This is a genomic window from Salinivibrio sp. PR919 (genome assembly GCF_001995355.1).
Taxonomy (GTDB): Bacteria; Pseudomonadota; Gammaproteobacteria; order Enterobacterales; family Vibrionaceae; genus Salinivibrio; species Salinivibrio proteolyticus.
Window position 1 is genome coordinate 1 of record NZ_MUFL01000029.1, and the last position, 20,720, is coordinate 20,720.

The 20,720-nt window shown below is 49.4% G+C and carries 16 protein-coding genes and 1 pseudogene; 6 read left to right on the forward strand and 11 right to left on the reverse strand.

All coding sequences use genetic code 11. From position 1 onward, the window contains the following. A partial coding sequence (locus BZG83_RS17155; RefSeq protein ID WP_131825063.1) for a hypothetical protein occupies positions 1–184 on the reverse strand: 184 nt, incomplete at its 3' end. Between the two features lie 398 nt (positions 185–582). Between BZG83_RS17155 and lamB the strand changes: the two genes are divergently transcribed. The 4 genes and pseudogenes from lamB (at position 583) to BZG83_RS07555 (ending at position 4,554) form a co-directional block, all read left to right on the forward strand. After that, positions 583–1,776: a maltoporin LamB gene (gene lamB, locus BZG83_RS07540; RefSeq protein ID WP_077479966.1), complete on the forward strand. Its 1,194-nt coding sequence runs from the start codon at positions 583–585 to the stop codon at positions 1,774–1,776. A 65-nt stretch (positions 1,777–1,841) separates the two neighbouring features. Further along, positions 1,842–2,669 (forward strand): MalM family protein, encoded by an 828-nt coding sequence (locus BZG83_RS07545; protein ID WP_077479967.1) that lies wholly within the window; start codon positions 1,842–1,844, stop codon positions 2,667–2,669. Positions 2,670–2,713: 44 nt separating this feature from the next. Then, positions 2,714–3,616 (forward strand): annotated as a pseudogene (locus tag BZG83_RS07550) (carbohydrate porin); the annotation flags it as partial. Positions 3,617–3,684: 68 nt separating this feature from the next. After that, positions 3,685–4,554, forward strand: coding sequence for a MalM family protein (locus BZG83_RS07555; RefSeq protein ID WP_077479969.1), 870 nt, complete (start codon positions 3,685–3,687; stop codon positions 4,552–4,554). Positions 4,555–4,619: 65 nt separating this feature from the next. Here the strand turns inward: BZG83_RS07555 and BZG83_RS07560 are convergent, their stop codons facing one another. The 7 genes from BZG83_RS07560 to BZG83_RS07590 all read right to left on the reverse strand — a co-directional run bounded on the left by BZG83_RS07560 (position 4,620) and on the right by BZG83_RS07590 (position 14,209). After that, on the reverse strand, positions 4,620–7,307 hold the full coding sequence (locus BZG83_RS07560) for an EAL domain-containing protein (RefSeq protein WP_158074940.1): 2,688 nt from the start codon (positions 7,305–7,307) through the stop codon (positions 4,620–4,622). A 274-nt stretch (positions 7,308–7,581) separates the two neighbouring features. Beyond that, entirely contained in the window at positions 7,582–8,808 is a 1,227-nt protein-coding gene (locus tag BZG83_RS07565) for an OFA family MFS transporter (protein ID WP_108743621.1), read from the reverse strand. A gap of 131 nt (positions 8,809–8,939) precedes the next feature. After that, positions 8,940–9,653 (reverse strand): LytR/AlgR family response regulator transcription factor, encoded by a 714-nt coding sequence (locus tag BZG83_RS07570; protein ID WP_274532434.1) that lies wholly within the window; start codon positions 9,651–9,653, stop codon positions 8,940–8,942. Continuing rightward, complete coding sequence (locus BZG83_RS07575; protein ID WP_077479990.1) at positions 9,650–11,305, reverse strand: LytS/YhcK type 5TM receptor domain-containing protein; 1,656 nt, start codon at positions 11,303–11,305, stop codon at positions 9,650–9,652. Before BZG83_RS07575 ends, BZG83_RS07570 begins: the two co-directional genes overlap by 4 nt. Before the next feature lie 139 nt (positions 11,306–11,444). Further along, on the reverse strand, positions 11,445–11,897 hold the full coding sequence (locus BZG83_RS07580; protein WP_069586932.1) for a CC0125/CC1285 family lipoprotein: 453 nt from the start codon (positions 11,895–11,897) through the stop codon (positions 11,445–11,447). A gap of 169 nt (positions 11,898–12,066) precedes the next feature. After that, positions 12,067–12,630 carry a PhnA domain-containing protein gene (locus tag BZG83_RS07585; RefSeq protein ID WP_077479972.1) on the reverse strand — a complete coding sequence of 188 codons (564 nt, stop codon included), beginning with the start codon at positions 12,628–12,630 and terminating at the stop codon, positions 12,067–12,069. Between the two features lie 187 nt (positions 12,631–12,817). Continuing rightward, the gene (locus tag BZG83_RS07590) at positions 12,818–14,209 is read right to left on the reverse strand and encodes an L-cystine transporter (RefSeq protein WP_069586930.1); all 1,392 of its coding nucleotides are present in this window, start codon (positions 14,207–14,209) and stop codon (positions 12,818–12,820) included. Between the two features lie 370 nt (positions 14,210–14,579). On the opposite strand from BZG83_RS07590, the gene BZG83_RS07595 reads away from it, so the two are divergent. Beyond that, on the forward strand, positions 14,580–15,485 hold the full coding sequence (locus BZG83_RS07595; protein WP_077479973.1) for an alpha/beta hydrolase: 906 nt from the start codon (positions 14,580–14,582) through the stop codon (positions 15,483–15,485). A gap of 34 nt (positions 15,486–15,519) precedes the next feature. Here BZG83_RS07595 and BZG83_RS07600 read toward each other — a convergent pair whose 3' ends face one another. Together BZG83_RS07600 and BZG83_RS07605 are read right to left on the reverse strand one after the other, a co-directional pair. Beyond that, entirely contained in the window at positions 15,520–16,872 is a 1,353-nt protein-coding gene (locus tag BZG83_RS07600) for a TldD/PmbA family protein (protein WP_077479974.1), read from the reverse strand. Then, complete coding sequence (locus tag BZG83_RS07605; protein WP_077479975.1) at positions 16,869–18,257, reverse strand: TldD/PmbA family protein; 1,389 nt, start codon at positions 18,255–18,257, stop codon at positions 16,869–16,871. Before BZG83_RS07605 ends, BZG83_RS07600 begins: the two co-directional genes overlap by 4 nt. Before the next feature lie 212 nt (positions 18,258–18,469). Here BZG83_RS07605 and BZG83_RS07610 point away from each other — a divergent pair, with 212 nt between their 5' ends. After that, complete coding sequence (locus BZG83_RS07610; protein ID WP_077479976.1) at positions 18,470–19,444, forward strand: CobW family GTP-binding protein; 975 nt, start codon at positions 18,470–18,472, stop codon at positions 19,442–19,444. A gap of 93 nt (positions 19,445–19,537) precedes the next feature. Here BZG83_RS07610 and BZG83_RS07615 read toward each other — a convergent pair whose 3' ends face one another. Further along, positions 19,538–20,686: an acyl-CoA desaturase gene (locus tag BZG83_RS07615; RefSeq protein ID WP_077479977.1), complete on the reverse strand. Its 1,149-nt coding sequence runs from the start codon at positions 20,684–20,686 to the stop codon at positions 19,538–19,540. Between the last annotated feature and the right edge of the window lie 34 nt (positions 20,687–20,720).

Here is a 20,720-nt window from a genome sequence, read left to right on the forward strand (position 1 = left end):
CGGTCCAATAGCCCAGCTTGTATTCTTGCATATGAATACGGGTAGGTTGGTGACCACGTTGCCAAAGCAGTAGGGTGACAGCGTCACGATCCGGTGCATATAAGCTAAAGCGGCAGCCTTGATCGCATAATTGAGCGCCTAAGGTATAAGGCGCCGGATGGCAGAGAGACATAAACAACACCATCTAATTAAGAAGAAACGCTATTACACCTCCCTCACAGAATAAATTCAATCTAGGCTCACAGTTCTTAATATCTATTCTGCTGTAATTAACTTTCTTGTTAATAGAGGAGAAACTGTTAATGGTGATCTATATGGCGTTTTGTAGGGGTCTATTGAGAAAGTAAATAACGTTTTACGCCGTGTTTTAGTGATATAGATCGACTAAATTACATTCTTTCCTCTTACTCCTCCTTAAGGCTCCTCCCCCCATATTTTCCGTTACGGATGACGCGCAAAAAAAATGGGAAGCATAGGATGTTTCTAACACAAAAAAGGGCAACGCCCATGCATGATGTGCTCACTTTCCTACTGCCGGTGATCTCATGATGCAGTTTAACAACCATCCTAATGGAGTAAGGTATGAGAAAAGTAAGTTTAATTGCGGCGGCTGTCGCAGCTACTGTCACTGCCACCTCAGCGTTCGCTGTTGATTTTAATGGTTATGCTCGTGCGGGTGCTGCGATCGGTGGTGATGGTGCGGGTGATAGTGCTTTTGAAAAGAATAAAGTTGGTCGTTTGGGTAATGAAGACGACAACTATTACGAGTTCGGTTTTTCAGAAGAACTTCAAACGGGTGAGCAATCATGGAAACTGGAATCTATGATTGCCTCCAGCGATAAAGGCCAAAGTGGTTGGGAAAGTAGCGAAATAAACGTCGCGCAATTTAATGTCCAAGCCAAAGGTGTGATTGCATCCGACCCTGAAGCCGTTATTTGGGCGGGTAAGCGCTATTATCAGCGTAAAGATATCCATATTACTGACTTCTATTTCTTGAACACCTCAGGTACCGGTGGTGGTATTGAAAATATTTCACTGGGCGATCAAAAACTTTCTCTAGCATTTCTTCAAGATGGTGGGGACGATGAGGGCGATAACAAGCCTGCTTCTACAGGCTACATTTTTGATGCACGTTTAGCTAATATCGGCTTGTGGGAAGACGCGAGTCTAGAGCTCGCTGCGGCCTATAACTTTGCAACAGAGAAGGATGGCCGAACCGAAGCAGCTGATGATGGTATTATGCTTACCGGTATTGTGCATCAAAATATGGACAATGGTTTCAACCAAACAATCTTGCAATATGGTTCTGCAGGATACGGTGATCAGATTGCTGGCTTTGGTTCTGGTGCATGGTACAGCCGCGGCTCCGATGATAAAAACGATGCGAAAGGCTACCGTATTATCAACTGGGGTGTGATGAATGTTGGGTCATCGATGGAACTCGGACATCAGCTCTCTTATCATAATGGCTCGGACTTAACAGATGGTGAGGGCGACTCTGATATGTTCACCGCTGTTGTGCGTCCTGTTTATAAGTGGAACGACACGATGCGCACTATCGGTGAGGTCGGCTTCTTTGATGGAGAAAATCAAGGAACAGACCAAGGAGGCCACAAGTTTACTTTAGCTCAAGCATGGGCAATGGGTGACAGCTTCTGGTCGCGTCCTGAGATTCGCTTCTACGGTACGTATATTACGGATGAAGAAGGAGATACGTTTGGTGACAAAGGTGACTCAGAGTTCGTAACTGGTGTGCAATTGGAAGCTTGGTGGTAAGTCTTTTTTTAAACTGTCTTTTTTCATAGCCGACAATTGTCGGCTATTTTTTTTAGGTGTTTTATATGAATAAGAAAGTGTTATTTATTTCTGGGCTATTATTACTTAGTGGGTGCTCGACGTTCGTTGATAACCAATATAAGGTTGCACCGACAGGAAAGGCAGTGACGCAGATTGAAAAAGCGAAACAACTGCCGATAACAATGGACAAAGAGATAAAAATAGCGGTCACCACGCAAACACAAGTCCTCGATATCTATAGCATTGATAGCCCTGGCGTCATTTTCGACTTACCGATGGTAAAAAATGGATTAGCTATCAATATTGAGGCAGAAGTCAACGATAGTGTTTTTGTCCCAAGTGCTAAAGTCATTAACCAGTCTGGCGATATTCGTGCTGAGCTTGATGATGATGGGTTAGTCTATCTAAAGCCCCGTCTAGCCGATGGAAACCGTTTGCAAGGTAATATTAAAGTCCATCCACAAATTGGCGACAGTTCGCTCTATTTAGTTATTTTTACCGATAAAGATAAACTTAATGAAACGGTGGCGGTTAGCCACCCAGCGAAATTGGACGCAGAGGGGAGAGGGAATTACTTTCCGGAGGTAGGTGATATTCAAGTGCCGCGCGCGTTGACTGGCACGTTTTCCATCGAAGCAACCGCATTGGGCGCACGTAACAATGCTCAGTCTATCGTCCTGCCAGCGCTCTCCGCCACTGAAAGTCCGCAACAAGAAAGCGTTAGCTTTTATCATCAGGCTATTCGGGCCGCCATTGCAGACAACGATGTCGACAAAGCAATGGGCTTGCTGCGTGATGCGGAACAATTGGGTATTACTGACGCTGATCAAGTCTTTCGTGACGCGATGAAAGCACAATTAGACAAGAGGTAATCTCACCATTTAAGCCACGTTTTACATCGCGTCTTCAACAAGACATCGAATTAGGTGGTATGTCCTTTATGGGTAAGGATACCTCTATTTGGGGTGGTCAGCGTTATCTGAACCGCGCGGCTGGCTTATTGTCAGGTGAATATTGGAAGCAGTCGTCTGGGGTAGGGGCAGGCTTACAAACTAAATTGAATGGTCATACCGCTGGTGCTGCTATCGTTGTCGCTGATCCAGATGCTGGCGAAGCGTCGCGCAGTGATGACCGCACCACACTCACTTCTTATGATCTTTATTACTATGGTGTGGATGTAGGGATCGGTAGCTTAGACTTTGATTTCAAATACATGGAGCAGGCGAACAAAGACAGTAACTCTGATGATGGCTTTGGTGCTGCGATCACCCTTAACTCTAGCTACTACGGCATGGACGGCTGGACTCAAACGGCCATCGCTTATGGTAAAGGTGTGGCGCAAAACCGTGGCGTCAACTTTGGCGGCTGGTCTGGCGGCGATGAAAATCAAGAGTCGATCTTCTTAACCTCTTACGGGGTGATGAATATTTCCGACAATTGGCAAATGGGATCAGAGCTTACCTATTTTGCTGCACTCGATCAGTTGTTCGGCGCGGATGACCTAAAACGTTACATTGCGGCCGTACGTCCTTCTTATAAAGTCAATGAGAACATGCGCCTAGAGACAACCTTGTCATATGGTCATGAAGAAGGGGCTGATGGCTATTGGGGACGTTCAGGCGATGCCGTGGAAAGCGATATTTGGAACCTTGAAGTGGCTGTGCCTTTGACTGTGAATGCAGACTTCTTCGGCCGTCCTCAAATCAAGCCTTATATCATCTACATCAAAGCTGATGATAAGGCCAGCGGTGGCCAAATCGGCATCGATAATAGTGATGACGAAACCGTGATTGGTGTGCATACCGAAATTTGGTTCTAACCGATGCGTTAGTACTATCAGCGTTATAACGAGGCGGCCGAGACGGCCGCCTTTTTAGGATAGAGTTAATGACAAATATAATGAGAAATTATCAGCGCTTTAAAATGGCACTCGCAGTCAGTTCCGCGGTTTGGCTGGTAGGGTGTGCGTCTAACTTGCCGGAAGAGATGCCTGTCGCCCCCAGTCGTCAAGCCTGTTGCGAGACACTTCAACAATTACCTTACGTCCAGTTGAAAGAGAATGAGACACTGACGGTATCGCTTGACCCTCAATCGGAGGTGTTTTCATTTTCAGWGGGTAAGAGTTACACCCAAGCATTTCGTTTTAACGATCGGACAGCGCGTGCTCAGATTAGCGTAAAGAGTGTTATGCAACATGGTCGTGTCTTTATGCCGCGAGTCTTACTGTTAGATGAGCATTATCAGGTGATCAAAACACTGGGGGCGGATACGTTTACGCCGCAAACGGCTAACTTGCTTGATTCCTCTCAATTGTCGGGATCTTTCGATTCTGAGGGAGCGCGCTATATGGTCATGTACACCAATGCGACGACTCTCGGTCATAAGATTACGTTGCCACATCCGGCGAAGTTGCGTGCTCAGGAGTTAGGCGAACCAATGCCGATGGTGACTGATCCAACCTACCGTTATGCGCCGACTGGTCAAGTATCCTTCACCGTGGCAACCAAGGAGTATGCGACTGTCCTATCCAGTGACAATACAAGCGTGAGTGAATTTGTAACACACCAACGGCCCAAACAGCCCGTGGCTCAAAAGGAAACCGTGGACTTTTATAAACAAGCGATGGCCGCGGCCATCAATGAAAAGGACATCAGCAAAGCAATGGCCTTACTCAACGAAGCCAAGGCTTTAAAAATAGAAAGTGCCGATAAGACTTTTATTGAGCTAATCGAAAGCCAGCTCAATGACGCACAATGAGTTCATCTAAAAGGCAGCATTATATTGCCTTATTGTGCGTCAATTGATATCAAAAGCAGTAAGAATCATGAACCCTCATTTTCACCAAAGGTGTTTAATGCTTGCTCTGCACTCATTGGCTTGAAGAAATAAAATCCTTGAATTTCATCGACGCGCCATACATTCACAATGCGTAATTGAGAGGCGGTTTCGACGCCTTCTGCCACTGTGGTCATTCCCAACTCTTGTGCCATGTTAATGATACTGCGGACCAAGGTTTTGGCTTTATCATTGGTTTCAATTTCGCTCATGTAAGATTTATCAAGTTTGACGATATCTAACGGGAAATTGCATAAAGAACTGAATGACGAGTAGCCGGTTCCAAAGTCATCGAGCGCCAGTTGTACGCCTAATGCTTTTAACGCATGCATTCGTTTGATGGTTTCTTTATCGGCACCCAGTAGAATGCTTTCTGTTACTTCGAGTACCAGTTGCCCCGGGGCAAGTTGATAGCGATTGATCAAGCGTTTTAGGTTATCCACTAATCGTCTCGCGCCAAAGTGGGGACTGGAAAGGTTCACGTGGATCGTCAGACGATGTTGTGATTTTTTACGCCAATGTTGCTGTAGTTGTTGTAAGAATGCGCAAGCTTTTTCGAGAACAACCTCATCCAACTCAATGATTAATTTGTGTTTTTCTGCCAAAGGAACAAAAACGCCTGGTGAGACTAAGCCGAGTGAGGGGTGATGCCATCGTGCCAGTGCTTCAAAGCCAATCACTTGGTTGGATGTGGCGTTGACAATGGGTTGGAAGTAGGCGGTGAACTCATTATTTTTTAACGCAGAGACAAGATTGCGGTTGATCACCAAGGTTTCTTGCGCTGCCTGTGCGATATGTTCGTCAACGATCTCCACGTGGTATTTWCTGCCGGTACGTGCTTGTTCGATAGCGTAAAAACCGCAGTGTACCAAGGTTTCAAAGTGCTGAAACTGCAGATGTGGGCCGATCAGTGCGCCTTTTAAGCCAATATCAAACTCGGCATCGGTCAGTGCAATATGGTTATCACTGGCTTTGAGGGCAAGACAGGCATGAGCCTCAAGGTCACGCTCATTGCTTTTGTCGGTAAAGACAATGAACTCGTTTTCGCTCAATCGGCCTATGGTGGCACCAACAAACTGTCCTTTTAGGGTATCGGCAATGTGTTTCACCATGCTGTCATAGGCATGATGACCATAAATCTCGTAGATCTCTCTCAGCCGTGTGGCAATAAAATAAAGTGCGAACACGCCCGTTTGGTTCGCCAATGCCGCGTTCAACGCTTTTGTTGTTGATGGGCGATTGAGTAAGCCAGACAGGGTGTCATAGTGTGATAAGGTTTCAATCAGCTCTGCTTGTTGTTTTTGTTGGCTAATGTCTTTCACGGAAAGCATCAGCGAGCTGTTTTCTCCGTCATCGAGCCTGACTGCCTCAATAGCACAAGGCAGAGTATTTCCTTTATAGCAGCGCAGGGCCGTCTCAAAGTGACTCACATCGCGGGAGCTTTGGTGATAGAGGGAGGTAAGACGTGCGAGTGTGCTCTCATCGTTACGACAGAGTTCACGAATGGATAAACTGGTAATTTGTTCTCGTTCGTACCCCAATAAATCCAATAGTGCTTGATTGACATCGATAATTTGATCATCCATTAAGATAATCATTCCCAAGTGCTGGCTGTGGTACAAGGCATCGAAGCGCGACAGCGTTTCCTTGAGTTGGCGTTCTGTTTTTGATGACGCGTGCGCTAGCGCCTTAATTTGCTCGGTAATATGGGTGAATGTATCTTTGCGTTTGTGCGATAACGGGCCGTCGCCGAGGAGGGCACTGATATCGCGCTCAAAGGAAATAAACTGTTTCGCGATTTTTCGGCGATAGAGTATAAAAACGAGTACGCTAATCAGTGATGTTATAGCGAGCATCGTCATGATCAAGTACCGGAATACTTGCCTACCTTTTTGATAGTAACGCCGCTGTTCGGTGGTTTTCAGGGTCGCGATAATCTGGTTATTTAAGTCGTACAAAGGGGTGTAGCGAGTCAGCTTGGTGTCGGTACGAACAATATGCTCGCTGGTTTCAATTTGTTTCAGAATTGCACCTTCAAGCAGGCTGTTGTCGCCGGTAAGGATGTTCTCATAGGCTGATGGGAAACGCCCAGTGAGCGCTTGGCCCCATACCATCCAACCCACTGCTGGCGCTGTGCCTGAGCTATCACGAATGGGGTTGAGACTGATCACCCAAAGGCGATTATCTATCTCTAACAGGCCGGAAAGTGGCGTCAGGGCATCATCAGGCAGCGATTGCGAAATATGCTCACGGATAGCGGCTGATTGATAAATGCGTTGGATAAACTCACGTTCATCATCGTTATTGAGCACCCGTGCCTCTACCACGCGACCGTCTAGATCAGCAAAACCCATCATACTCAACCCGAGTGAAATCAGTGTATCGGCCTCGAGATTGCGGCTGGCATATTGTGTATTCCCGTTGGTGAGTAGCCTATAGGTGTCATCCCAATAGGCCCAATCGACGGCGTACTCAACTTGATTATCCATCACGCGTTGGATAACGGCTTTTGCCTGCTGGTTGGCACGGGTTATCTCTATGTCTTCTAAATGGTTAATACCAAACAAAAAGAAATAGCGAGTCACTAATAAGCTGCTAAAGATGATCCCAACAATACCGAGAAGGAAAATCAGTGCGGCTTTGCTGTGTAGGGTGACAAACAACGTACGTGCCATGCAAAAACCTAATATAAACGCGAGGAGTGGTGAGGTGCCGTCCATTGAAAATAGGCAAGGGTTAAGGAATGATCAATAAAGCAAGGAGATATCGCCCACACTCTGGGACTTTACAGTGTAAATGATGACCTTTTAGTGACACCGTCACATTTTAGTTTTATATGAATAAGGGAAGAGTCATGGGGAGATAAGAATGATGATTGGAGAGCTAAATACCTCGCCCTGAATCACGGAAAGCGTTCAGAGCGAGGTAAAGTGCCGAGATGGCGAGCGCTTAATGGGTTGATGATTCAAGCTGCCAGCTGTGATTGACCGGTTGGTTATCACGCTTCGGCGCTTGGATAGTAAAGGCAATGCATAGCGAGAGTGCGATCATCACCAGCATGACACTGAACGCGGCGACAAAGCCACCAAATAGTGCTGCAATGACAGAGCCCATAAAGCTGCCCACACCAAAGCCAAGATAAATAAATCCGTAGTTCTGGCTGAGGTGATTCATACCAAAATAGTCGCTGACTAAGGTTGGGAAGACCGTAATTGCGCCACCAAAGCTGAATGCGACACAAGCAACTGATAGATAGAAGCTGTATTGGTCAAGTGGCATAAAGCGGAGCATGCCGACACCGGCGGCGCAGACTAACAGCGCTAAGCCAACCACTTTGCTGCGCGCCATGCGGTCAGACAGCACACCCAGCACCAGACGGCCGCCTAGATTTGCCAGTGCGATAATGGCAACGGCTTCCGCAGCGGTGGCAGCATCAAGGTGGACATAAAGTTCACCCACATCTTTAGCGACGCCAATGACATAAAGCCCACTCATACAAATCGTGACGAATACCGTGGCAAGCAGCCAAAATTGTGGCGTTTTAAAACACTCAGAGAGCGTGTAATCGGCAGGTACATCGGTCTCAGACGCGTTTGTAGCTGCTTTTTGCTGTGGTGCATCGTGCATCAGTGCGCCGCCAATCACGACCATGACACAGGCCAGAACTGCCCACATTTGAAAGCTGAGTGCGGCGCCGCCTGCGGCTAAAAAGTATAGATTGATGTATTTAAAACCTAAGCTACCTAACCCATAAGCGCCAATGGCACAAGCTGAGGCAAGCCCTTTGTTTTTTGGAAAAAAGCGTACGCAATTGGAGAGCGTCATGAGGTAGCCAGTACCGTCAGCCAAGCCAATCAGAAGGCCGGCGGTAAGATAAAGTAGCCATAGTTGGCCGACGACAGAGGTTAGCGCGAGGCTGGCGCCAAGCAATAAGCCTGCACCGATAGTTACACGGCGCACACCAAAGCGTGCTTGCAGATGGCCGGAAACGGAAGACGCTAACGCCAGTGCCAGTGTCATAATACCAAAGGTGAAAGCCACTTGGCTGACAGGCTCGTTAAGTTGGGCTGCAAGGGGAGCATTAAACAGGCTCCATGTRTAGACAGAGCCAAGTGCAAATTGGGCTAATACAGTGCCAAGCAGGGTTTTCATGCCGGGGGATAAACGTGCGTTCATGGTAACGCTCCAGGGTTTTATCTATTGGGAACACCCCCAAGATACGACCCTGAATCCCCACATCAAGAGTAGGTGAAAAAGATAAAATGAGCTGCAGTTAGCGGGCATGAACTGCAGCGAGATGGCATGAATTACAACTGCATGCGTTCGCGAAACGCCTTCAGATTGCTGCGACTAACCAGCACGGGATGAGGAATACCGGGAAGAAAAACGTGGTAAGTGCTATTTAAGCCCGGTGCAATCTCGGTGATTTTATCTAAGTTAACGCAGTAAGAGCGGTGGCAACGGAAAAAGCTGGCTGGCAATTGTGTCATCAATTCACTGATGGTGTAGGGCACATAGAACTCGCCATCTGGGGTATAGACCAAGGTGGTCTTTTCGTTGGCCGCGGCGTAAAGAATGTCGGCGGTATCGGTAATACGGATCCGGTTATCGCGCATTAAATGCAAGGTATGGCGTTGCTCTGTCAGAGTATCAGCAGGAGTAGCTGCGATAGCAAGCTTGTCGAGCACGCCTTTCACGCGCGTTTCATTGAGCGGCTTTAGCAAGTAATCGAATGCCTCAAGCTCAAATGCATCTGCTGCATGCTCTTTGTACGCGGTGGTAAAAATCACAAAGGGCGGGCGCRCATCCGCGTGTAAACTGCGCGCCAGCAACATGCCATCAATGGAGGGGATGTTGATATCTAAAAACAGCACATCCACTTTATGGGTCTGCAGATATTTAAGCGCTGCTAACCCATCATCAAAACTCTCGGTGATAGTAATAGCACTGTGCTTTTCAATGAGGTATCTCAACTCTTCTTGAGCAAGATATTCGTCTTCAACAATGACAGCGCGCATTATGCCTCCTTGTTTTCGACTGTAAATGATACCCGCGTTCCTGGGTGAAGTGGCTCGACGGTGAGGCCTTGACCATAGAGTAAGATCAAGCGCTGATGAACGTTCATCAAGCCAATATGATGGCTGTCGATGGTGCCATGATAAAGCTGTTCAACAATATTAGGGTCGATGCCCACGCCGGTATCTGTAATGCTAATTTCTGCGCCGCGTTCTATCGCCCGCACTGCAATGGTGACATCACAAGGACGGCGAGAAGGTTGAAAACCGTGGCGAATGGCGTTTTCTACCAGCGGTTGTATCAGTAAAGGCGCGATATTAATGTCGGTCGTTTCAATATCAAAGTGAACGGAAAGTTTGTCACCAAAACGAGCCTGCTCTATTGCCACATAATCTTTGACTTGCTTGATAGCATCCGTAATAGGGATGAGATCTTGTGTGCGCTCTAAATTGTAACGCATAAAGTCGGCTAGATTGGCAATCAAGCCACGGGCGTCATCCGGACGCAGTCGGATCAAGCTGGAGATCGCGTTGAGAGCGTTGAACAAAAAATGTGGGTTAATTTTACTTTGTAGCGCGGCAAATTCGGCTCTACTGGCCATCTCTTTGAGCTTTTGTATGCGCGCTACTTCCATCTGGGTTGAAATCAATTGCGATAAACCAATTGCCATTTCTTGCATCGGGCGACGAATACGGTGAGGTTGACGATAAAAAACCTTTAAAGTCCCGGTGACGACGCCATTTTCCCAAAGTGGAATGATCAACAAAGAGCGAAAGTCATGCACGTTGAGATCATTGCTGATGATTTGCTCACCGGTTTTTACCGCTTGCTGAGTAAGGCGACTAATTTGGTGGTGGGCATCAATATATTGCTCCTCACCAATGCCAACATACGCCAACACATCAGCGGTATCGGTAATGGCAACGGCATCGGCACCGGTGTCTTTACGAATAATACTGCACGCTTTGGTTAAGCCTCGTGTTTCACCGCGTCGAAAGTAAGGCAACGTACGGTTGGCGATATCCAGCGCCTGTTTGGCTTGCTGGGCGGCGAGGTGTTCTTTTTCATCATCGATGTACTGTACCAGTTGAATGATCAGGCCAATACAGACGGTACCCGCAATCATCGGAAAGCTAATGGTCGCGACGATGTGCTGTGCCAGAGCTTGGTCACTCGCCAGTAAAAGAATCAGCAACATGGTCAGCGATTCACAGATCATGCCCGCTAAAATGCCATAACGGGCATAGTGCTGTTTATCGGCGCGATAATGGATCAGCGCAGACAGGCACCCAGCAATAATGCTGGCGATCAAACAGGCTTGTGAGGTTGGTCCGTCAATATCAATCAGGTAGCGGTGAATACCTGAGACGACGCCTGCTGTCACACCTACCCAAGGGCCAAACAAAATGCCCCCAGCGACGATGGCGATGATTCGCACGTTAACCAGTGATCCATCTACATTGACACCTGTGTAGGTGCTGAACAATGCAAATAACACAAATAAGGCGGCAATCAGTGCCGTTTCCATCGGGTGGCGCTGGGTTTTCTGCACAATGGTTTGGATCAGGTGGGTGCGAGTGAGCCAAAACAGCGCCATAAGGAGAAGGGCGGCGCGTTCAAACACCGCCAGCAACATTAAAAATYGGTCGTTGTACATAATCGAGCGAGGCAATGAGCAAAGAGGCGGCAGTATACACCCTTCGTCATGCCATCGATACTGACCTAGCGCAAGCATCATGGTGTACAAGCAGGCGCAAATAACGTAAGTGCCTTACCATGATGCACACTTTCGCGCGCTATTCGACCGTCACGCTGCGTAAAATAAAGGCGCTTTGATAGACCATGGCGTCGGTTTTAGGCGCTTGATGATAACCTTTTGCAATTACCATGATGGTGGTTTCGCTGGTGGTGGAGGTATTGCCGTAGCCGTAATCCCACTTCTTATCTTTACGCTCGCTATATGTGGCGTGACTGCCTTTATTGTCAACGTGTAGCTGCTCGTCACTTAAGGTGAAGTATGGATAGCCAGCGTTTTGTGCCAGCTCTGCGGCTTTGCGCAGGGCGTATTTATGGGCAATGGCCCGGTCGGTAAAGTCATTACCCACAAAACTGATGTGCCACGTGTCCTCGCTCACCGCTATCACATCAAAGCCCATGCCGAACGACCAAAAGTTCTTCTCGGTTGAGTAAGGCGTTGCACAACCGGCCAACAGCAACACTGACAAGAAGAACCAACCGCGCGTTTTCATAGTAACTCCAAGATGACTGAGAAAGGCGCGTATCATAGTGCGTGAGGCACATACCGACTAGCGGTATTTTGTATGACTCTGTCAGCGGTTTGTCAGCCGAAAAAAAACCGACGCCTTGATGGCGTCGGTTTGCATGTCACTTATCGAATTCGGCAGGTGCGAAAGTCGATTACTTACGGCGGCAGAACTCCGCAATCACAAACATGGTTTGGCCGTTTACTTTACCCTGTACATGGGTCGGATCGTCGGTCAAGTTGATGCCGCGGATCACGGTGCCTTGTTTGATCACTTGGCTTGAGCCTTTAACGGGCAAATCTTTAATCACGGTTACGTCGTCGCCTTTTTGTAGTGCTACGCCGTTAGCGTCCAGCACTCTGACGTCTTCGATATCTTGCCCCGTTTCCGCCCACTTACGGACATCGTCTTCCATGTACATCATGTCGAGATTATCTTGTGCCCAGCTTTCGCTAGAAAGACGAGAAAGTTGGCGATAGGCAACCACTTGAACCGCAGGCTCTTGGCTCCACATGCTGTCGCTTAGACAACGCCAGTGGTTCACGTCCATGTTGTCCGGGGTGTTAAGCTGATCATGACAAGTGCCACAGACCAATACGCAGCTGTTGGCTGTGGTGTCTGGCGAGTACGGGACTTCATACACAGAGAGGTTGTCTTGGCTGGTGCAAAGTTCACATTGGCCGCCACTGCGTGCCTGAAGCGTTTGTTCAATACTCATGTTTTATCTCACAACGGGCAGGGAAGTCCCTGCATTAACAATGAGGCAGAGTGTAATCGCTGACATAAATTCTTACAAGTTATAAGGGATTGAGTCAGTGAATAGAGTGGCTATATATGTCGAGTAACGCAAAAACAAAAAATGCCACGCAAACGCGTGGCATTGCCTCAATCAAGGTTGTGTAACGTTAGGCGTTAGCCGTGTCTTGCTTCACCACTTCATGGTGATCGAAAACACTTTTATCTTGGCCACCGGTTAAACGCGAGGTGAGGGTACCGGCCGTCATTGAGCCACTCACATTCACAGCGGTACGGCCCATATCAATCAAGGGTTCGATAGAAATGAGCAAGCCAGCAAGCGCAACAGGCATATCCAATGCCGAGAGTACGATCAGTGCCGCAAAGGTGGCGCCACCGCCTACACCCGCAATGCCGAATGAGCTCACAGTGACAATCGCAACCAAGGTAGCGATAAAGCCCGGATCGAGTGGGTTAATGCCAATGGTTGGCGCAATCATGACCGCCAGCATAGCTGGATACAGGCCGGCACAACCATTTTGACCCATGGTGGCGCCGAATGAAGCGGAGAAGTTGGCGCTGGCCGGATCATTGCCCAAGTTCTTCATTTGCGAGTCGATGTTAAGGGGAATCGTGGCCGCACTTGAACGAGACGTAAAGGCAAACGTCAGCACTGGGAGCACTTTTTTCAGATATTGAATCGGGCTCATGCCGACAAGGCCAATCAATACCAGATGCATCACCAAAATGGCACCCAAGCCTACATAAGAGGCAACCACAAAGTTCGCCAGCTCAAGAATTTCGCTCACGTTTGAGCCAGCCACCACTTTGGTCATTAGAGCCAAAATACCATAAGGCGTGAGGCCGATGATCATACGTACCAAGGCGCGAACAAGCTCTTGTGCCACTTCCATAAAGCGTTCAAAACGCTCGCCGAGTTCAGGCTGAGTACGCGACAAGGTAACACCAGCCATACCAACGAGTGCGGAGAAAATCACCACAGCGATGGTTGACGTCGGGCGGCTGCCGGCGAGATCTGCAAACGGGTTTTGCGGGAAGAAAGAGATAACCATATCCGCCAGTGATAAGTCTTCGACTGAGCCCAAGCGTTGCTCCAGAGCAGCACCGCGTGCCATCTCACGCGCCCCTTGTACGATATCTTGCGCAGACAAACCAAAAAGGTTGCTCACGAATACACCAATGAGCGCAGAGGCGGCGGTCGTGGCAAGCAAGATGCCGATGTTCAGGCTAGAGATTTTGCCCAGCGAGCCAGAGTCTTTCACTTTTAAAATCGCGCCGATAATTGACACGGTGATCAGCGGCATGATGATCATTTTAAGCAGGCTGACGTAGCCGGACCCGACGATATTGATGTAGCCAATGGTTTCGCGTGTGATTGCACCGTCGGCACCGTATAGCGCTTGTAGGGCAGCACCAAATGCGACCCCTAAGCCGAGGCCTGTAAACACACGTGTGGATAAGGATTTTTGTTGCTTGTGCAATTTGACAAGCACCGCCAGCAACAGCGCAAAAGCGATCAGATTTAAAAGGATAACTGTCATAGTCGGCGTTCCAATCTAGAGAATTATAATAATTTGAGCGTGAGATCCCGCGGATGTCGCTAATGGATCGATATTGCCTCGCATCTTATGCCGACTGGTGCACATAATGAAGACATATGTCACAGTGCAATTAGATAAAAAAAGCACTTGTTAAAACTAAATCGAATATGGCGCAACGATTGCGCGACTATTGATGGTATAGTGTCCAATAGAAAGCATGCATTAGGTCAACCTATTTTAAAACGGGTGTTCGTTCTATTAATACGACAAGGCTTCCGGTAAGGTGGCGACGTGTGTTAATCCCCAGACGCCGTGATGATTGGTGTAGCAAACATTAGGAGTGGTGTGTTATTGACGTAAAGGATCGCAAATGAGCAGAAAAGTCTATTTTTCAACGCCGGGTCGTTTTAGCGCTAGACGTGCGCTCGTGGGAGCGGTGAGCCGTTGTCATCATCGCTTGGCGCCTCGTCATGCTAAAAAAGTGGCACGAAAGCTCTTTCTCACTCCAACCCGCAGTCCAATGGCAAACCCAGAACCGGAAGGCTTGGTGCGTGCGCAAGTACAAAGCCAAGAAGGGGTGTTGCAAATGTATAGCCTTGGCGCTGGGCCAACTTGGTTGCTCACGCATGGCTGGTCGGGGTCTGCCAGCCAGTTCTTTCCACTCATGGCGCATATCGCGTCACTGGGCTTTCGTGCGGTGGCATTTGACCATCCTGCTCATGGTCAAAGCGGTGGAGAGGAGAGCCATATTCCCGGCTTTGTGCAGGCGATCAATGATGTATTAGATCAAGTTGATAATGTCTCTGGGATCATTGCGCATAGTATGGGCGCTGCCGCGGTACTCGAGAGTCAGCATCCGCAGATGGATGATTTACCGCTCTTTTTGGTCGCACCTGTGCTGAATTATCGCGAGAATTTATATGCCACAGTCCGAAAATCGGGGTATTCACTGAAGCTGTTTGATGAAATTGTCCGAGAAGTGGGTGATCAACATGGTTATCCGATCGAGACTATTGAGCCGCTCGAAAAATTGTCGCGTCGCCGTCATCCGGTGGTGATTGCCCACGATAAAAATGATCGTTTTGCTTCCTTTACCGTCACCGAAAAAGCCACTGACTACCCACATGTGACTGTGCTAGCTACCGAAGGGTTAGGGCATGGGCGTATTCTTACCAGTGACGTCGCCTTGCAGGCATTTACCGACTTGGCGGCAAAGATGAATCCAGCGGTACAAAGCGTAGAAGCACAAACTGAGAATAAAAAGGCATCAGCCTAAACCGATGCCTTTAGTGCCTTTAGAAGATGCGATGTTATTCACCCGCGATGGATAAGCGGGCGAAGCGGATGCGTGGCGCAAAGAAGGCGCCATCATAGTTGGGTAACACGGTATTGCCGATCGCCTCTATCTCATTGAGCATGGTATAGAAGTTACCCGCCACCGTTATCCCGCGAACCGGACGAACGCGTTTGCCATCTCGGCAAACAAACCCACTTGCACCGAAAGAGAAGTCGCCACTGATGGCATTCGCGCCTGAATGCACCCCTTGCAGTGACACCAACTCAAGGTATTCACCGGCATGTACGTCTGCATCACTGTGTTTACCTGCGGCAATCACATCATGACGAGAGGTGACATCCAAACCGCCTTTGGGGCTGCGGCCCGCGTTCGCCGTATGGGGAACACCAAAATGCTGTGCTGTGGCGCTGTTGTGTAAAAAGCCGACTAAGACGCCGTTTTCAATCAAAGGCGTGTCGGCGGTGGCAAAGCCTTCGCTATCAAACGCTTTAATACGCATCCCGCCATCAAGTCTTGCCACATCGGTGATGGTGAGCGCCGTATCTGCAACGGGCTTGCCGACTTTTTCACGCCACGGATTAGTCCCGCGCTTGGCCGCATCGCCGGAGAAGCAGCTGCCAAAGGCGCCCAGCAATTCGCTGAGACAATCATGCTCAAAAATCACCGGATACGAACCGGTTTTCACTGGGCCACCCTCGAGCAAGGCGTCAGCGGTTTGGTAGGCCAGTTGAGTTGCATGGGCGCGATCAAGATCAGCAAAGCGGCGTGACACTGACGCGCCGAGATGCATCGCTTGCTTACCGTCGTGATTGAGCAGTGCTGCGGTGTAGCAACTAAAGCTACGTTCGCTGTGATAGCAGCGTGTGCCTAAGGTATTGGCAAGCAACTGATATTGGGTTTGCTCACTGTAACCATTATAGGGCGCACCCGTTGCGCGGGGTTGGCTGACCACCTCTTGCTCAAGGGCCAGCGCCAACGCAATCTTGTCTTCAATCGGCGTGTTATCTGCTTGCAGTAAGCTAGGATCCTGCTGATCAATTTGCTGCCCTTCAGCGCGAATTTGCTGATCCGGATCGGCCTTGGTAAAGCTTGCGTTGGTGAGTGCGGCGTTCACCATGCTGGCAAGGCTGTCGCTATCTAGCGATTCTGAATAGCTGGTGGCGACTTGATCCCCTTTGATCACTCGCACACCAATCACTTGACCGGCGGTGACTTTGTGCTCGGAGAGATCGCCTTGGTCGGCTTTGAGTGACAAGCTTTCGCTGGCGTTGGCAATCACGTCTGCTTGCGCACCTTGCTGTTTCACCAAGCTGAGGACCTGATCGACGGCATCGCTTAGGGTTGCTTTAATGGTTTGCTCACTCATGCGTTACCGCCTCCTACTAGGATGTTATCGACTTTCAATGCAGGTTGGCCCACGGTGGTGGGGACTGAGCCGCTCACCGAGCCACACATACCGGCGGCAAGGGCAAGATCTTTGCCGACCATGCTGATTTCTTTAAGCACCTTAGGCCCCGTACTGATTAAGGTGGCAGACTTGAGTGGCACGGTGATCTTACCGTCTTCGACCAAGTAAGCTTCTTGGACCGCAAAGTTAAATTCGCCGGTGCCGGGCTGTACTGAGCCGCCCCCCATCTTCTTGGCGTAGATGCCACGCTCCATGGAGCCAATCATGGCGTCTAAGCTGTCGTTGCCGGGCTCAATAAAGGTGTTTCGCATCCGCGAGGTCGGTGCGAATTTATAAGACTCACGTCGGCCAGAGCCGGTGCGCGCATAACCGGTTTTCAGGCTGCCCATGTGATCGACCATAAAGGAGGTGAGCTTACCGTCTTTGATCAACTGGGTATGCTGGGTTTCCATGCCTTCATCATCGATATTGATTGAGCCCCACGCATTCGCCAAGGTGCCATCGTCCACCGCGCTCACCACAGGGCTTGCAATCATTTCGCCCATTTGGTCATGGAAGACGGAAGCTTGCTTAGCAACCGAGGTGGTTTCTAACAAATGGCCACAGGCTTCATGGAAAATCACCCCACCAAAGCCGTTGCCAATCACCACCGGCATTTCGCCCGATGGGCAAGCTTGGGCTCCGAGTTTAACCAGCGCTTGTCGTGCGACACGTTCGCCAAGCTCAACCGGATCGATATCCTGATGGAATTCCCAGCCTGTGAGCGCGCCAGGGGCATCAAAGCCCGTTGACTGCTCCTCACCGTTAGTGGCGACCGCTGTGGCGGCAATACGGGTGTAGTGGCGGGTATCTGTGACATGCAGGCCGTGAGAGTTAAAAATCTCGACCTGTTGCTCGCGTTGGCCGACACGACCAATAATTTGTGCGATCTTATCGCTTTCGGCACGAATACGCGCATCCACTTGGCGTAAGAACGCCACCTTATCCGCCACATGTTGATCTGCCGATAACGGCTCAGACACCGGATGTTTGTCATTTAAATGGGACAAATTAAGTGGACCAGCGGTGGCGATTTGATCGCGCTTATCACGCGCGCACAGCAAGCTGGTGACTTTTTTCAATTGTTCTTCATCGCGGCTGTTGGTGTAGCCATAAAGCACTTTGTGGCCGAAAAACAACCGGATACCAATACCAAAATCAATCCCTGAGCTCACTTTATCCACCTCACCAGACAACAGCTCTACGTTGCCTGAGTGATGGCGTTCGACAAAGAGTTCGGCGAAATCCGCGCCTAAAAACAGGGCATGGTCAATCACCGACTTTGCCGTTGATGGATTCAGCATACTTCCTCCTAAGAAGTGTGTTAGCGAACCTTTCATTCTACCAAGCTTTTATTGGTAATGATCACCACTTGCAGTGAGTGCATGATATTTCATCACTTTTTGTGTCATTCATTGAGCTGAGAACGGACACTTTCAATGCGCGTGACCAAAAGGCGACGAGTATGGCGCAATCCGTTACACTACGCCGATACAAGTAACGAGCGGATAGAATCATGAGTCAGATCGCAGCCAACATTATCACTGGGTTTCTTGGCGTGGGGAAAACCACGGCGATTCGTCATTTATTAGCGAATAAACCCGAACATGAGCGTTGGGCTATCTTGGTGAACGAGTTTGGCGAGGTAGGTGTCGATGGCGCTATCCTCTCTGAACAAGGTGCGTTGGTAAAGGAAGTGCCGGGCGGATGCATGTGTTGTGTGGCCGGCCTACCCATGACGGTGGGGCTAAATACCTTGCTTGCCGAGAAGCCGGATCGGATTTTGATTGAGCCGACCGGGCTCGGTCATCCTAAAGACATTATCGGTAAGCTGACTCAGCCGCCTTTCGATGCCACCTTGTCGCTGGGCGCGACCATTACTTTGGTGGATCCGCGTTGTATTGATGATGTGCGCTATCGTGAAAATCAAAACTTTCATGATCAAATCGCGCTTGCGGATGTGGTAGTGGCCAATAAGCTTGACCAGTGTAGCGAGGCGCAAATCGCCACCTTTTATGATTATGTCACCGCGTTTGATGGCGAGAAAAGCTTGGTAACCGGTGTTGAACAAGGGGCGCTCGATACCGCGTGGCTTGCGTTACCGCGTCACGCTCGTCAAGCGCACTATCATCACCATCACAACGATGCTGAGCCGATGACCACACTCGCTCTGGGCCCGGACGATACCTTTACCCGCAAAGAAAACCAAGGGCAGGGCTATGTCAGCTGCGGTTGGTTGTTTGCCGCGCACTGTTGTTTTCCGTTTGATGCCTTGTACGGTCTATTGAGCAACATCAACGCTCAACGGATTAAAGCGGTGGTCAATACAGACGAGGGTTTTTACGCGTTTAACGTCGCTAATCAGGTGGTTACCGTGACGCCTATGTCGATTGAACAGGCCGAGTCGCGCATCGAAGTGATCGATACCGACGCCTTGCCTTGGGATGAGCTAGAGTCGATCCTGCTTTCTTTCCTTACCCCGTCTAACTAACTGGCATACACAGATCTTGCCAGCGGCGCGTTCTTATCCGATAAAAAACCGGCCCAAGTGGCCGGTTTGTCGTGTGTCGCTTGTTCGTCGCGGCTAGCTGGCGTATTTGGCGGTGAGCACCTGCCAGCTACGTTTTTGTTGCTGAAAACGCACCTTTAAATCTTGGTATTGCTGGGTTAGCTCGGCGTTTTCAACTTTTTCGCGCAGCTTGTCACGCTCGAGCGCTAACAGCTGTTTTTTCAGCGTATAGTAGTCCGCCATTTTGGCGACCAAGGCATCATACTCTTGTTGCAGGATTTGCAGACGATGCGAAGCGTGTGGCTTGTCACTAAGCTGTTGTGTGACGCGCTGCAATTGCATGGTCGCACGCGCCTTTTCAATCTTCTCTTCGGGGGTCACGCGCAGTTTTTCCGCCAGACCCAACCAAGATGCGGTTTTGATCAGCCATTTAGTGGGATCAAACTGCCACCAGCGAATGCCGTTGCGGTAGTCGTTCTCAAAAATATGGTGGAAGTTGTGGTAGCCCTCGCCAAAGGTCATCAAGGCAAGCACGCCATTATCCCGCGCGGTGTTTTTATCGGTATAAGGCTGGCTGCCCCACACATGCGCCWACGAGTTAATGAAAAAGGTGGTGTGGTGGCTTAGCACCAATCGAGTAAAGCCGACCAGTAAGATAGCGCCCCAAAGGTCGCCATGGAGCAAACCAAACGCGATAGGGAAGCCAAAGTTGGTGGCCAGTGTCAGCGCAAGGTAGTGCTTGTGTTGCCACATCACGATCTTATCTTTTTGCAGATCGCGGCAGTTGCTGTAATCGCCATAGCGGTTGGGATGGTATTCGCGCAGCATCCAACCAAGGTGTGAGAACCAAAAGCCGCGCTTGGCCGAGTACGGGTCAACATCGTTGTCATCGACATGGCGATGGTGAATGCGGTGATCTGACGACCAATGAAGCGCGCTGTTTTGCAGCGCAAATGCCCCACCAATGGCGAAGATAAAGCGCAAAGCCGGATGGGCTTGATAGGTTTTGTGGGCCCACAACCGGTGATAACCGGCGGTGATCGACAGGCCACAAAAGCTGAATGCGACAATCAGCGCGGTGATCTGCATCCAATCAAAACCATGATGCCATGCCCACAATGGCGTACCAATTGCGGCAATCAAAAAAGTGAGGGTAAACACGCTAATGTTTAACCAGATTAAGCGTGGTTTCTGAGGGGGAGAGGTTGAAGCCTTGGTATCCATAACTCGTTATCTTTATTTAAGCGTACACTTGTAC

What these genes read in the sequence shown, in the direction of transcription:
- lamB (WP_077479966.1), top strand. Translation starts at nt 583, where the DNA reads ATGAGAAAAGTAAGTTTAATTGCGGCGGCTGTCGCAGCTACTGTCACT.
- BZG83_RS07545 (WP_077479967.1), top strand. Translation starts at nt 1,842, where the DNA reads ATGAATAAGAAAGTGTTATTTATTTCTGGGCTATTATTACTTAGTGGG.
- BZG83_RS07580 (WP_069586932.1), bottom strand. Translation starts at nt 11,897, where the DNA reads ATGAAAACGCGCGGTTGGTTCTTCTTGTCAGTGTTGCTGTTGGCCGGT.
- BZG83_RS07585 (WP_077479972.1), bottom strand. Translation starts at nt 12,630, where the DNA reads ATGAGTATTGAACAAACGCTTCAGGCACGCAGTGGCGGCCAATGTGAA.
- BZG83_RS07590 (WP_069586930.1), bottom strand. Translation starts at nt 14,209, where the DNA reads ATGACAGTTATCCTTTTAAATCTGATCGCTTTTGCGCTGTTGCTGGCG.
- BZG83_RS07595 (WP_077479973.1), top strand. Translation starts at nt 14,580, where the DNA reads ATGAGCAGAAAAGTCTATTTTTCAACGCCGGGTCGTTTTAGCGCTAGA.
- BZG83_RS07600 (WP_077479974.1), bottom strand. Translation starts at nt 16,872, where the DNA reads ATGAGTGAGCAAACCATTAAAGCAACCCTAAGCGATGCCGTCGATCAG.
- BZG83_RS07605 (WP_077479975.1), bottom strand. Translation starts at nt 18,257, where the DNA reads ATGCTGAATCCATCAACGGCAAAGTCGGTGATTGACCATGCCCTGTTT.
- BZG83_RS07610 (WP_077479976.1), top strand. Translation starts at nt 18,470, where the DNA reads ATGAGTCAGATCGCAGCCAACATTATCACTGGGTTTCTTGGCGTGGGG.